Source organism: Sphingopyxis fribergensis, assembly GCF_000803645.1.
Classification (GTDB): Bacteria; Pseudomonadota; Alphaproteobacteria; order Sphingomonadales; family Sphingomonadaceae; genus Sphingopyxis; species Sphingopyxis fribergensis.
Genome location: NZ_CP009122.1, coordinates 2,835,903 through 2,849,358, shown reverse-complemented (window position 1 = coordinate 2,849,358; position 13,456 = coordinate 2,835,903). Strand labels below are relative to the sequence as shown.

Sequence of the window (13,456 nt, the reverse complement as noted above, 5' to 3'; positions counted from 1 at the left end):
ATGAAACGTTCTTCAAGAAATTATGTCGAGGGAGAGTCGCCGCGCGAGAGAATAGTCGATGCTGCTCGCAGATTGTTCGGTTCGAAGGGCTTTTATGCGACGACAACGGCGGAATTGGCGGAAGAAGCATCGGTCAGCGTCGGCCAGATATATCGACTCTTTACCGACAAGGACGACGTCATCCTCGCAATAGTAGAAGAAAATGTGCGCGTTCGCCTAGCCGAGATGCACTCGATTTTCGACGCTGTGGAACGGCGCGAGCTTGCGATGTTCGAGGCGATCAAGGCAATCGCTGCCAGTTCGTTGCACAATGAGGATAGCAGCCTGTTCTATGAGATTTTGGCAGAGGCTTGCCGAAATCCGACAGTCGCGGAGCGGTTCGAGACGCAGACCGCCTTTTACCGCGATGGCATACGCCGCCTCGCTGCGCTTGCGCGGCCCGATGTGCCCGCGGCCGAGCTCGACTCCTATGGAGATGTCATGATGGCCTGCTTCATCGGCCTCGGCCATCGCACGGCGATGTCGCCACCCGTCGATGCCGAGGCGACAAGCCACAGCACTGCTTGCCTGATGATGCGCGCGCTCGGTCTAGCGGGACTGGAAAGCGGTCGCGTGCAAGCCCAGCCGTGACGACTCCGAAATGCGCGCAAGGCCGTAAGCGGGGGAGGACCCATCGTGACATCGGTGACGGTAAAGCTTTTAGACCGCAGCCCTGACTTGCGGCGAGTATAAGCGATGATGCCGCTGGATTCAGCTGAGCAGCGGCTATCATCGGGTGATTGAGCTGTGTCCGCTGGGATCTGCCCTTTAAAGACCGGAAGCGCGAGGCGTATGATCGCAGGCACAGACGCTGACCAGAATTGAATTTACTGCTTGACCAGAGAAACGGGGTTGCCTATTGAAAATTGGAATGAGCGCTCATTCCATAATGTGCTCCGGAGAGATAATGGGAACTAGCGCATTCATTTCCCCTGTTGAAGTCGGCGCGGTCGCTCGCGATCGTGGCGTTCTCCGCGGCATTGTTTTTCCCGTTCGGTTTGACGGGACCGTTTGCGCTATTTCTCCCTAACCTAGGCGCCGGGTCCCGCCACCTGCCAGCCGGTATTCCCTGAACCGGCTACCATTGTCCACTGGTCGAAGCCCTTCGGGTCGCGTCGCGCCGGCTGGCAGGACCAATGAAAGCATCGTCCGTCGAGGCGAGCGCCGCGAAAGGCTGGTATGATGACCTTGGAAACACCAACGAGTGGCGGTCGGCGACCCATCCTTCGTCTCCGGGGCTGGCAGGACGAGCCGAACGGGGAAAACGAGCGGACCTCGGAGAGCATAAGCGCGGGCCCCCCTCGGCTACGCCTGAAAAAAAGCAGATCAAACAACCGCAACCGAATTGTATGTTCGGAAGAATAAAAGGAAGCACATGGGCAACCTATCGTCTTCAATCGTGTGGATGCTCGGCGGAATGGCGCTCGCGTCTACCGTTCTCCTGTCAGCCTGCGATAGCGGCACGACAAGCGCGAGCAACACAACCAACGTCGCGAAACCGATCGCTCCCGCAAAGCTGCCACCGGCAATCGAGAAAAGTATGACCTATCGCTGCCAGGACAACGGCATAGTCTCGGTGGATTTCCTGAATGACGGTCTAACGGCCACGCTCCGAACAGATGGCAATCTTGCCCAACTCAAGGCGACTGAAACAGGCGGACCGTTCCAAGGCGGCGGAGTGACCATGACAGTAGACGCAAGCGGGATCACCCTGACCGGGCCTGGAAAGAAAATCAGACAGTGCAAATGACCAGACGCGCATGTAGAGGATGCGCGGGAGAGACGACAGTCGTGCCTATGGACTGCCCGCGATGACTGGTCCGGTTGCATAGTTAGTTGGAGATCGCCTCCGATGCCAGCCTTGGCGGGAGGCGGAGCGCAGCGGAGCCGAGCGGCCAGGCTGGCATTTTGATCGTTTCGGGTGCTGGTGGTCGATAGACCGATCTGACGGCAAGCCTCGACCGCGGTCGACCCTCGCCCCACAAGCACATCCGCCTCACGCAGCTTCGAGATGATCTGTTTCGGCGTAAAACGTTGACGTCCCATAACTTTCTCCAATTCTTTCGCCACAATCGGCTCTCTCTAGAATTGGACCAGTTTTTCCAAGGCAGACCAAACCATGCTGATATGGATATCATAGGGCCTGTCCCATTCTATCAGCTTCCCCCGTCTGGCCCGGCGGAAGGCGTTTCCCATCCACCGCCAAGAGCGAGAAAAAGGCGGACACGGTCTGCGGCGATCGTGGCATTGGAGACGGCCAGAGCGGCTTCGGCACTGGCAAGGCTTCGCTCGGCATCCAGCAGTTCAAGACTGGACGTCAACCCACCCCGCGTCATCCGTGACTGAAGAGCCGCAGCCTTGCGGCTTTCATCCAGCCCGACCTTAAGCTTCGCATTCTCTTCAAGATCGCGGGCATAAGTGCCAAGCGCGGTCTCTGCTTCGCGGAGCGCTGACAGCACGCTGCCGTCGAAGCGCGCGAGCGCGGCCCGCGCTGTCGCATCCGATTGTGCTATGCGCGCGCGCGCGACGTTGCGATTGGGAAAGCTCCAGGAGATCAACGGACCGACACTGAACCGGAATGCAGAGCTGTCGACGAGCCCTTCAACGCTTCGCGACGTCGTGCCAAGCGAGCCTCCAAGGCTGACGCTGGGATAGAGGTCGGCGGTTGCGATCCCGACCCGGGCGGTTGCAGCGGCGAGTGCGCGTTCCGCTTCGCGGATATCGGGCCTGCGACGGATGAGGGCGGCGCCGTCGCCGATGGGCAGCGATTGCCGGACTGCAGGGATGACAGCGCATTCATCGAGCTGTGCCGGATAATCTCCAGGCGCCCGGCCGAGCAGGACGGCGAGGCTGTAAAGAGCAGCCTTACGGCTGCTTTCAAGCGGGGGCACGGCGGCTTCCAGTTGTGCAAGGAGGGCCCGGGACCGGGTTGCGTCGAGCGGTGTGTAGAGGCCTGCACGCATCCCGCGCTCGGTAAGCGCCAGGCTCTGTCGTTGAAGATCGACCGAGCGGGTCGCGACCGCAATCCGCGCGCCGGCAGCACACGCATCGCTGTATGCGCCGACGACATTTGCGGCCACGGTGATCCGCGCCAGATCATAAGCCGCCGACTGTGCGTCGGCGTCAGCCTGGGCGGCCTCGATGGTCCGCCTGATGCGGCCGACTACGTTGAGCTCGTAAGAGATGCCGATTCCGGCATCGAGCGTGGCATGCATGCCGGCCGGTGAGCCAATGCCGAGATTGGAGGTTTCGCCTACCGAAGCACCCCCGTCCAGCGAGGTCTCCACACCCGCTCGCGCCCGCGCCTCGTTCACCACGGCGCGCATCCGCTCAAGGTTGGCGGCGGCGACCCGAAGATCGGTATTGACCTTGAGCGCCTCCTCGACCAGCTCATCAAGCTGCGGATCGGCATAGAGTTGCCACCAGTGCGCCGGCAGGGGGGCGGGCGAATAGGCTGGGGAGCGCCCTTCCTTGAGGCCGGTGGGTGTCTCTCCGACATGAGCGGGAAGGGCGGGCGCTCTGTATTCGGGTCCGACCGCTGTACAGCCGGCAACGAGGCTGGCCGATACAAGCACGGTCAGCGCGTGAAACCGGATCGCTCTCACGACCGGCTGCCCCCTCCGATCGACAGGGCATCCTCCGCGCCCTCGACCGTCACGGTGACCGTGCGCCCGGCGATAAGATCGATCCCTGTCGGAACCTTGTCGATCGCAATGCGAACGGGGACACGCTGGGCGAGGCGGACCCAACTGAAGGTGGGGTTGACATTGGCGAGAAGGCTCCCCGCAGCGGTGGTCCGCTCGCGGTCGTCGATACCGGCGGAGCGGCCCTCGACATGCCCCGAGAGGGGCTGGTCCTCGCCCATCACGCGAATCGTGACAGGTGCGCCCGGATGGATGTGGGAGAGCTTGGTCTCCTCGAAATAGCCCGCGACATAATAGCTGTCGGAGTCGACCAGCGCCATCACCGGCTGGCCGGCGGTTGCATAAGCGCCAGGGCGCAGCGAGAAATTGGTGACGATACCGTTGACGGGCGCGCAGACGGCAGATCGTTCAAGATTGATACGCGCGAGGTCGCGGTCGGCGAGCGCCTGCGTATAACGCGCGCGCGCTTCTTCGGCCTGCGAACGTCGTTCGTCGCGCTGCTGGCCTGACACGATATCCCCGAGCTGCCGATAGCGTCTGTTCTCCCGCTCGGCCGCATCGAGCGTCGCACGCGTCACCGCGACGGCCGCCTCCGCCTGGGCCAGGGCATTGCGAAGACGCACACGATCGATGGTGAAGAGCAACTCGCCTTTGCGGACCACCTGATTGTCCCTGACATGCACCTCCTCAACCCGGCCGGACACATCGGCCGCCAGCGGCACTACGTCGGCGCGTATCTTTCCGTCCCGGGTCTGCGGCGCATAGGTATAGTAGGTGTAGAGATGCCAGAGCACGAGCGCGGCAAGGGCGGCGGCGAGGATGGTCAGTACCGGCTTGAGAAGGCGGAGTAGCGTGGCGCGGTTTAATGCTATCATCGATTTTCAACTATGGGTGAGCCCACGCAGCGCGAGGAAGGCCGCGCCGGTGAGGATGAGGAAGAGGGCGGTATCGAAGAGCGGACGCTGCCATATGGCCCGATAGAAACCGACGGTCTCAAGGAGGCGAGACAGCAGGATCCGGAGCACGAAAGCGACGGCCATGCAGAACAGCAACGGCGAGAAGAACACGCCGGCGAGGTTGATCTCGCCGATCACGACGCGGGGATCCATGCCGGTGCGCGCTCGAACAGCGCAATGCGCAGCCCGGCAAGCGAACGGATCGCCCGGGTCACCGGACTGCTTTTCTGGCTGTCTCGCCTGGGCCACAGCTGGTTGAGCGCCTCGTCGACCAGGGCAAGCAGTCGGGGTGATGGCTGCGCTGCATCGAACTCCCTGCGAAACTGCTCGAGCACCCGCACGGTTGCATCCCGCGCCGCGGGATCAAGCATGGTCCCGATGATCCGCAGGTCGGCAATATTAACGCCGACGCGCAAGCGCGCGAGCAAGGCAGCGCTGCGTTCCACCTGGCCGCTTGCGGCAAGCCGCATGGTCATCCCGGCAATGCGATCGAGAGCCCGCTGGATATAAAGGTCGCGCGCGCGCCGGGTTGCCGAATGGCTGAGTCGGGCAATCTCCAGTGCTTCCCGGCACAGGAAACGATGGACCTGATGCGAGACGCCCCATTGGCGGAACAGGCTCGCGCCCAGGAAGGCGACATACATGCCGATCAGGCTTGCGAAACCGACCTCAAGGAAGAAGGCAAAATCGTACGGCATATAGTGACCTTGCAGGTTGATGTTGCTGAGTCCGAAGGCAAGGACGAGAACGCCCATTGGGTTTGCCGCCGCCCACATGCCGATCGGAAGCATGAACAGGCCCATGACGATCAGGAATGTCGGAAAATCGTTGGCCAGGGGAAGCAGTCCATAGGCGAGAATGGCGGCAAGGAAGAGTGAAAGGACCGCAAAGCGGCCGAACGCGGCTATGGCCTTGCCCGGTTCATCGCCCCCTCCGAAGAAGGCCACCGCGACGGTTCCCATCAGCACCGCATTAGGCCCCTGGTGCCATCCGGTGGCCAGCCACAGGCCGCAGAGCAGAATATAGGCTACGAAAATGCCGGCGGCTGAGCGCGCTGCATGATCGACATCGGACGCCAGGGGGAATGCTGCCGTCCGCCGAACCTGGCCCGCAAGCTCCCGATCGAGCACGGCCCTGCCCTCAAGCGCCCTGTCGATTCGGCAGATCTCGCTCCAGAGCGTTAAGAGATCCATGAGCATGTCGGCGAGGTCATCATGGACCAGCTGCTGCCAGGGTCGTTCACGTCCGACCTCGAGCGGAAGGCTGCGCACGTCATCGGCCGGGCGCGCGGAAGGCATTGCTCCGGTTCGGAAAGTATCGCGCGCCTCGGCAAGATATGGTGCAAGCGCGGCGCGGTCCGCCTGAGTCAGTCCCGCTATGCGAGCGGCGATCGCGGAAAGGAGCGGCACCATGCTCAGCAAACGCTGTTGAATGGCGAGGACGTGGCGCAGTTCGCCGCGGTCGACGGTCGGATCGTAGCGCAACCAGGCCACCATCTGCGACAGGGCGGTGACGTCCGAAAGAATCTTCAAACGGTCATGTTCTTCCTGTGCACCCGTTTCGCGGCCATCTAGTACATCATTCGCCCAGCGTTCCATGTCGGGCAGCCAGCGGCGCAGGTTTGAGCGCATCAAGCCGCCAAGTGATCGAGGAGCAATGACGCTGTCGACAAATGTGGTCGCGAGCACGCCGAGACTGATCTCGGTAACGCGTGCGACAACGGTGTCGAACATCGTCTCGGGATGGTCCACGCCGGCAACGGCGACCAGCATCAGTGTCACCGCGAAGAGCTGGAACCCATAAGCCCGCGGGGTCCGATCGAGGAATGATACGCCAAAGGCGATCGTCGCAACGATACCCGACGAGATGATCAGTAGGAGCGGGACGCTGGCGAAAATGGCCACCATGCCGAGTGTCACGATGCCGGCGCCCAGGGTGCCGGCGACGCGATAGACCGCCTTGGAGCGGATCGCGCCTGTGGCCGGGTTCATCAGCACGCAGCAGGTGACAAGCGCCCAATAGGGCTGCGGGAGCCCGATCCGGACCGCTACCGCGAAGGCCAGCATCGCCGCGATGAACAGCTTGACCGAGAACAGTATCTGATCGGACGTGACTTTCACCGGTTGACGCGCTCCGCCTGCAGGAACGCGCCGATCCGTCCCTCGAACAGTCGCAGGACGCGCGTCGCGGTCTCTATGTCCTCGACCGGCAGATCGCCGAGAAGCGCCTCGCGCAGATCTGCGACAGCCGCTTCCATCTTTTCAGCAAGACACTGCCCCTTGGGAAGAATGTGAACGGTATTAACGCGCCGATCCTCGGCCGACGCACGTCGCTCAAGCAGGCCTGCCGCTTCCGCCTGGTCGAGAATCCGCACCATTGCGCCGGGATTAACGCCCACTTCCTCGGCGAGGACATTTTGCCTGATTCCCGCGTCGCCGCTGCGCGAAGCCAGGATGACGGCGGCGGTAAGCGAACTGGGCAGGCCGAACTCCGCAAGGACCGTCATGACCGCCTGCACCCAGGAGCGCCTGATCGGCTGCAGAGTGTCGGTGAGTGCGAACAGCGCGGTCGCAGCGGGGCTACCAGAGGTTACTGACATGGCGCGAGCATTAGCACTCTCGGCGATTTATTCAATCAGCAATAGTTGCTTTAGCAAACGCATTTGGCCTGCCCATTAACTCAGGCCGCCGGGTACGACCGTCGCGATCCGCCGACGCGCCTCCGCGGTCATGGCGCCCTGCGCCAACACAACCTCCGCTTCACGCAATGGTAGCCGGATGCTGCACGCACCGCTTCAGAAGGAGGGTACCAGGAACGGCTGCATATCACTTCACATCGTCGAGTATTGCGTGCCGACGGCTGACTGAAATGAGAGATGGGGCGATGGGCTGTCTTGACTGCCTTTCCTGGCAGGTTTACTCGTTCGATGTTGGAGTGAGGGCTCATTCCAACGAGAAATGAGGGAGGGTGTGAAGTGGAAGGAGCCTTCGGCCAGCTTCCGAATGCGTCGCGTGCTCAGGATGAATCTGCTCGCCGATTGTTCTTGCAGCCATTGTCCTTGGCAGGCGAAGGTTCCTGTGAGGCCTACCTCCTGTCTGCTAGCCCGTCAGTCGATGGCCCCGCAGGCGGGCTAGCCGACCGCGGGATTTCACTCTCCCTGTTGGAGCGTCGCGCGATTTGGATCGGCATGCATGATGCGGCTGCCGGTTATGGACCTCTGCCCTCTGGATCAACCTGGATCAGGCGACTTATCGGCGTTTTTGCCGATGGACCGCGCAAGCAAACCTTCAACCTCTCTCAAATCCCCGTCTTGAAGCCTTTCGGTGTCTTGGTCTGCAGTTCGGCCAGGACGCCGCTGATCTGATAGAGGACAACCGTAAACTGGAGGATCGTAACCCTTGTTGCCTATCTGGAGAGATATCGCCGTTTTCCTCGACGCCACGCCTGAGGGCGAGCACATAGGTCGCCGTGCGGCTGCGATCGCGCAACGTCATAATGCGCATCTGGTGGGCGTCTATGGCGTGTCCCACGAAAACGCGCATCCCACCGAAACCTATGCAAGGGGCACTGCGGCGATTCGAGACGTGCTGACGCGGCAACGGCTTGCCGACGAACAGAAAATTATTGCCGCCGCCCGCCATTTTGGAGAGCTGGCCCGCGAATATGGCATCGGCTCCGAATTCCGGATCGTGTGGCGCGATGACCTGCGCGACGAAAGCATGTTGCGGGCGCTGCACTGCGATCTCATCGTCGCGGCGCATCCCAAACCGGCAGACCTCCCGTCAGGCTGGTCGGCCGAGCGACTGTTGCTGGCCACCGGAATTCCCGTGCTGATGATCCCTGCGGGATGGGGCGGTGAGACGATCGGCGAAAATGTGCTGATCGCATGGAATCGCAGCCGAGAAGCGCGGCGGGCGGTGAACGACGCAATTCCGTTCATCAATTCCGCGTCCAACGTGACGATACTCACCATCGACAGCGGCCGGAACCCCGAACGTTTTGGAACAGAGCCTGGTGCCAATCTCCTTGAACATTTGTCCAGACACGGCGCACGTGTCGAGATCGCCAACATCACGTCCGAGGGCGCACCGGTGGCGGATGTGATCCTCGACCAGGCGGCGGAACGCGACGCAAACCTGCTCGTGATCGGGGCTTACAGCCACCCGCGCACCACCGAGATACTCTTCGGCGGTGTCACTCGATCGCTGCTGTCGAGCGCGCGGGTTCCGCTACTGATTTCCCGCTGACCAGGGCGTATCCAGCCTAAAGACGTTGGCAGAAGATTGGACGCCAAAGATGTTCGATATATCGGAGATAACCGCAAAATGAGCGTCGTAACCAGTGCTGCCGCTTTCCTTCTGATCGGAACGCAGCCCGAAGAAATAGGCGTTGTTCACCAGAATGAGCCATTGGTCCGGACAGCTCAAGCTCAGGCAGCTTCTGCCGAACCATGTCCGATGATTGTGGATTCACAGGGCGAAGTGCAGCCCCCTATCATGATCGGCGAAAGGCCGGTGGAAGCGGGACAATCGATCGATGTGCCGGCGGAGCCTGGAAATACCTCTGAAGCATCGCCGGACGAGATTATCGTAATCGCGCGGGGCGAAGCGCCGCCGGGCGACCCACTCCAGAATGTGAATATTGAGGCCTTCCAGGTGGCTCAGTCGGTCGACAAGGCGCTCGTTGGGCCGATCGCCAAGGGATATGAGGGGGGCGTTCCGAAGCCGATCCGTGATGGTCTTGGCAACGCCTTGCGCAATCTCAGTGAGCCGATAAATTTTGTGAACTTCCTGCTCCAGTTCAAGATAGGAAAGGCTTTGGAAACGGTCGGCCGCTTCGCGATCAACTCGACGATCGGCGCCGCGGGTGTTTTCGACGTCGCCAAAAAGGCGCCCATCAATCTGCCCTATCGATCCAACGGCTTCGCAAACACGCTTGGCTTCTATGGGGTGGAGCCCGGGCCCTATTTCTTCCTTCCGCTGGTGGGGCCCACGACATTGCGCGATATGGTCGGCGATGGCATCGACCTGCTCGTCTTGCCCGTTTCCGTTGGCAAGCCTTTCAACCAGACCGCCTATGCTGTCCCGACGACCGTCATCAACAGGCTGAACGATCGTGTCGCGCGGGACGCGGAAATCGAGCGTTTGCAAGAGGAAAGCGCTGATCCCTATGTGGAGACGCGCAGCTTGTATCTTGAGATGCGGCAGCGGGAAATTGACGTGTTGCGCGGCAAGGGTCGCGATCGGGCAGGCCAGCCCGAAATCGTCATTCCCGACACGCTTGTCGCACCTCAGGCTTCCGATCCATCAGCCGACACAGCGTCAGATTGTGCAAAAACCTTGAGCAGAGGCACGACCCTTCCGATCGAAGACTGAGCAAATTCGCGGCCAGCGACAATGCTCGGATGCTGCGGTCTTCGAGACGGAGAATTGTCGATCAGCGTCAGAGTGATGCCACGCTTCACGAAAGCATAGGCGTTGATTGTTATGCCTATACTGGCGCGTGTCGGGGTCCCGGGCGGCGCCTATCGGGACCCCGGTCAAAACCACCTTTTTACGATAATTCAAAATGATAGATCGTGAAAGAGGAGGGGCGCGCTCCAACACTGATCCACACTTGAAAAGCTGCGACTGCGATCGCGAGCGAATTGGCAACCAAAGATCGGCTTCCGATATCGTCCAGCCCAGGGGAATCGCTTCAGATTAACGGTTGTCGTTGAGTGACGAGTGTTTCGAGGTAATCCGGGTCGAGATTGGCACGTTTTCTGCGGACTTTGAGGCTGTGTTTGTCGTTTGGATTTCGCACCAGGTTCATGGCGATGTGTTTGACGACAGCCATATTCTGGGGTCCTGATCCGGTTCGCAGTCTTGTGAGGTCGTCGTGGAAGACGACGTCGAGCACCCAGTGGAGCCGGTTTTCGATGCCCCAATGGGCGCGGACTGCGGCGGCGAAGGCTTGGGCATCGAGTTTGACAGAAGAGAGGTAATAGCGCCGTTCCGAGCTTTTGCGGCCCTCCCGTTCGACGTGGTTTTCGACCATGGCGATCATCGCGAGATGGGGAAAATGGGGTTCATCAGGATAGCGACGATCGGAAAACAGCCATTGAGTGTTGTGACAGACGCTGTGGCGGCGTTCTTCGATGCGGCCATGATCGGCGTCGGTTGTCGTGTGCGCCGACAGGGTCATATCGGTGGGCGGATCGGCAAAGAACGCCACGACATCGGCAAACAGCGCCGGACGGTTGCCCTTCAGCGCGAGCAAATAATCTCCGCCGCGCGCCACGATGGTCTCGGCAATCGCGGCCTGTGTTCCGATCGCATCGATGGTGACGAGCGCACCGGTCAGTTCCAGCCGTTCGAGCAGCAACGGGATCGCGGTGATCTCGTTGGATTTTGCGTCTACCGCTTCCTGACCCAGCACCAGCCGCTGGCGCGACGCCCAGGCTGAAACCATGTGCAGCGGCGCGCGGCCTTTGCTCCTCGCGTGACTACGCCGCGACGTCTTGCCGTCAATCGCGATGATATCGGGTGCCTCGTCGCGCAGCGCCTCGACCCAGGTCGCAAAGCAGGTTTTGAACAGCTCGGGATCAAGCCCGTTAATGACATCATTAAGGGTGTCATGGGCTGGTATCCCGTGCGCAAACGGCAGAAAACGGTCAGAAAATCGAGCCGGTGCTGTCCCCACAGCCTGATCTCGACAAAATCTTCCATCCCCGAAAGCGTCGCGCAAAGCACTAAAAGCAAGACCTCGCGAAGCGGATACAGAACCCGCCACTGCTCCCGGTGATCACGAAGCGCAGAAAAATGATCGAGTATCGAACGCGACGATGGCAATCCAGACATCAATGGCTCCCAGGATATGGAGCATCGTCTGAATCATAACACTTCAATCAACACCAGTCCGTTCATCTGAAGCGATTGCCCTGTCGTCCAGCCCTTGCCAAATTGTGTGATGGTTTCTATGATGGTTTCAGCGGTATCTCGTTGTTGATTGCATCGGATTTCCGCCGCTTTGATGCCCAGTTCAGTTCCTCTTCTGGCACCATTTGTTCTTCCGGGGGCGTCCGAGGATGTCCAGAAAACGGGAGATTTCAGCCATTTTTGTGCTATAGCCGTCCGGTCAAATCCGGGCGGATACGGCCCAGTCGGGAATAAATAGGGTATCTCGCCGGGTATCGTTTTCGCCTCTTCGATACCCCTATGAACAGTCGCTTTGCCCCGACGATCGCGAACGCAGAACCCCGTGAGCGCGCTTACAAGATGTTTGACGGTGACGGTTTGCACCTCTTCGTCAGGCCGAACGGCTCGAAGCTCTGGCGCCTCAACTACAGCTGGCTCGGCAAGCGGAAAAACGCCGTCACTTGGACAGTGGCCGGCCCTCGGTCTCGCGGATGCGAGAGGGAAGCGCGATAAGGAACGGCGCTTGCTGGCGCTGGGAATCGACCGGTTGCCTCGGCGAAAGGTCGATTTCGCTGAGGCGCGCGCGGAGCGCGATCCCACGAGCGATCTGCGCGGTGCTCAGCGTGATGAAGAAAATGGACGCAGGGTCGATCGGCGAGGCGAGGTCGACGAATGGAGAGCCATGAGGAGATGGGCACCACGGCAACACCGACACTGCCCTCCGCCCGTCAGTCCCGAGCGAAACCGGGGGACCCTCCCGCCGATAGTTCCCGCACGGCGCCCCCCCAGACCTTCAGCCTACCAGCTCTTCGCTGAGAGACCAGAGACGGTCCGCAAGTTCGGGATCGCTAGCCCATCGCTGGACGCCTCGCGTGGCGCCCTCTTCGGCGACGGGAGCAATATCGCAATCTTCGCAATAGATGCCGCCAAGGCCGTCGAGTTGCGCACTGACAGCGCACCAGATTTGGGTCGCGGCGCCTTGCTCCACGCTCTTGCGGTCGTTCAGCGGGTCGATGATCGCGGCGCCGCTCGCGTCCATGATGTTGTGGCGTTGGAGAACTTCGCGCGGCGCGTTGCGCATGAGGCCGGTCAGGATGGCGCCAGGGTGCAGCGAGAAGGCCCTGATTCCGCGATCTTTATAGCGCGCGTCCAGCGCGACGGCGAACAGGGCGTTGGCGGTTTTCGACTGGCCATATGCTATGATCGGATCGTAAGGACGGTCACGAAAGGCCGGATCCTCAAAGTTCACCGGGCTAGAAAAATGAGCGCGGGACGAGGTCGAAACGACGCGGGCATTGCTCGATTTCTCGAGCGCCGGGAGCAATTTCTGGACCAGTCGGAAATGGCCCAGATGATTGACGGCGAACTGCCCTTCATTCCCGTCGGCGTCCCGAAACAAGGGTGGATTCATGATCCCGGCGCTGTTGATCAGAATGTCGAGCGGCGTACCCGAAAGGAGAAAATCCAGGGCGAACCGGTCGACCGAGGCGCGATCCAGCAGGTCCATCGGCAGGACGGTGACACGCGGTACGTCGGCGGTATGCGCGCGGGCCTTCGAAACATCCCTGGCGGGCACGATCACGCAGGCACCAGCGTTCGAAAGCCGTTTGGCGCTCTCGAGTCCGAGACCCGAATATCCACCCGTAACGATCGCTGTTTTTCCCGAGAGGTCGATGCCTTCCACCACCTCTTCGGCGGTCGCGAAGGCGGTGAAACCCGAATTGAGAGGTTGCTGGATCTTTGGCATGAGCGCTCCTTGTGGAGGTCGCCGCGCGGCGGCAAGTCATGGCCGTAATCAAGGAATTCTGCCGCCGGCATAAGGTGCGAGATTTGCAGAGCTGATAGCACCAAGTCGTTGCCATCATGGCCGAAAATGACCCGGTCACCCTGCCCGGGCAAGCCGGTAAGCCTACCCTAC

At 61.0% G+C, this 13,456-nt stretch carries 13 protein-coding genes and 1 pseudogene; 5 read left to right on the top strand and 9 right to left on the bottom strand.

The window, feature by feature from the left end:
- Positions 1 to 630, top strand: a complete 630-nt coding sequence (locus SKP52_RS13125; protein ID WP_081997339.1) for a TetR/AcrR family transcriptional regulator — start codon at positions 1 to 3, stop codon at positions 628 to 630.
- Between the two features lie 784 nt (positions 631 to 1,414).
- Positions 1,415 to 1,789, top strand: coding sequence for a hypothetical protein (locus SKP52_RS24645; RefSeq protein WP_052208258.1), 375 nt, complete (start codon positions 1,415 to 1,417; stop codon positions 1,787 to 1,789).
- Between the two features lie 406 nt (positions 1,790 to 2,195).
- On the opposite strand, the gene SKP52_RS13115 is transcribed toward SKP52_RS24645, so the two are convergent.
- From SKP52_RS13115 to SKP52_RS13095, 5 genes are read right to left on the bottom strand one after another with little or no spacing between them, the layout of a single operon-like run.
- Positions 2,196 to 3,644 (bottom strand): efflux transporter outer membrane subunit, encoded by a 1,449-nt coding sequence (locus tag SKP52_RS13115; RefSeq protein WP_039575339.1) that lies wholly within the window; start codon positions 3,642 to 3,644, stop codon positions 2,196 to 2,198.
- Entirely contained in the window at positions 3,641 to 4,558 is a 918-nt protein-coding gene (locus SKP52_RS13110) for an efflux RND transporter periplasmic adaptor subunit (RefSeq protein WP_052208256.1), read from the bottom strand. The genes SKP52_RS13115 and SKP52_RS13110 overlap by 4 nt, the downstream gene beginning before the upstream one ends.
- 6 nt (positions 4,559 to 4,564) lie before the next feature.
- On the bottom strand, positions 4,565 to 4,777 hold the full coding sequence (locus tag SKP52_RS13105) for a DUF1656 domain-containing protein (protein ID WP_039580980.1): 213 nt from the start codon (positions 4,775 to 4,777) through the stop codon (positions 4,565 to 4,567).
- Positions 4,774 to 6,759 carry an FUSC family protein gene (locus SKP52_RS13100; RefSeq protein WP_039575335.1) on the bottom strand — a complete coding sequence of 662 codons (1,986 nt, stop codon included), beginning with the start codon at positions 6,757 to 6,759 and terminating at the stop codon, positions 4,774 to 4,776. The genes SKP52_RS13105 and SKP52_RS13100 overlap by 4 nt, the downstream gene beginning before the upstream one ends.
- Positions 6,756 to 7,238 (bottom strand): MarR family winged helix-turn-helix transcriptional regulator, encoded by a 483-nt coding sequence (locus SKP52_RS13095; RefSeq protein WP_052208254.1) that lies wholly within the window; start codon positions 7,236 to 7,238, stop codon positions 6,756 to 6,758. The genes SKP52_RS13100 and SKP52_RS13095 overlap by 4 nt, the downstream gene beginning before the upstream one ends.
- Positions 7,239 to 8,037: 799 nt before the next feature.
- Here SKP52_RS13095 and SKP52_RS13090 point away from each other — a divergent pair.
- Together SKP52_RS13090 and SKP52_RS13085 are read left to right on the top strand one after the other, a co-directional pair.
- Positions 8,038 to 8,886: a universal stress protein gene (locus tag SKP52_RS13090; protein WP_081997338.1), complete on the top strand. Its 849-nt coding sequence runs from the start codon at positions 8,038 to 8,040 to the stop codon at positions 8,884 to 8,886.
- A gap of 78 nt (positions 8,887 to 8,964) precedes the next feature.
- Positions 8,965 to 10,014, top strand: coding sequence for an MlaA family lipoprotein (locus SKP52_RS13085; protein WP_081997337.1), 1,050 nt, complete (start codon positions 8,965 to 8,967; stop codon positions 10,012 to 10,014).
- Between the two features lie 322 nt (positions 10,015 to 10,336).
- Here SKP52_RS13085 and SKP52_RS13080 read toward each other — a convergent pair.
- A pseudogene (locus tag SKP52_RS13080) lies at positions 10,337 to 11,481 on the bottom strand (ISAs1 family transposase).
- Between the two features lie 33 nt (positions 11,482 to 11,514).
- Positions 11,515 to 11,922, bottom strand: coding sequence for a hypothetical protein (locus SKP52_RS26515; RefSeq protein WP_160292412.1), 408 nt, complete (start codon positions 11,920 to 11,922; stop codon positions 11,515 to 11,517).
- Between SKP52_RS26515 and SKP52_RS27460 the strand changes: the two genes are divergently transcribed.
- On the top strand, positions 11,839 to 12,051 hold the full coding sequence (locus SKP52_RS27460; protein WP_407695031.1) for an Arm DNA-binding domain-containing protein: 213 nt from the start codon (positions 11,839 to 11,841) through the stop codon (positions 12,049 to 12,051). The genes SKP52_RS26515 and SKP52_RS27460 overlap by 84 nt on opposite strands.
- Here the strand turns inward: SKP52_RS27460 and SKP52_RS26510 are convergent.
- Both SKP52_RS26510 and SKP52_RS13070 read right to left on the bottom strand, forming a co-directional pair.
- Complete coding sequence (locus SKP52_RS26510) at positions 11,996 to 12,253, bottom strand: hypothetical protein (protein WP_039575333.1); 258 nt, start codon at positions 12,251 to 12,253, stop codon at positions 11,996 to 11,998. The genes SKP52_RS27460 and SKP52_RS26510 overlap by 56 nt on opposite strands.
- 78 nt (positions 12,254 to 12,331) lie before the next feature.
- Positions 12,332 to 13,285 (bottom strand): SDR family NAD(P)-dependent oxidoreductase, encoded by a 954-nt coding sequence (locus tag SKP52_RS13070; protein WP_039575330.1) that lies wholly within the window; start codon positions 13,283 to 13,285, stop codon positions 12,332 to 12,334.
- Positions 13,286 to 13,456 lie beyond the last annotated feature (171 nt).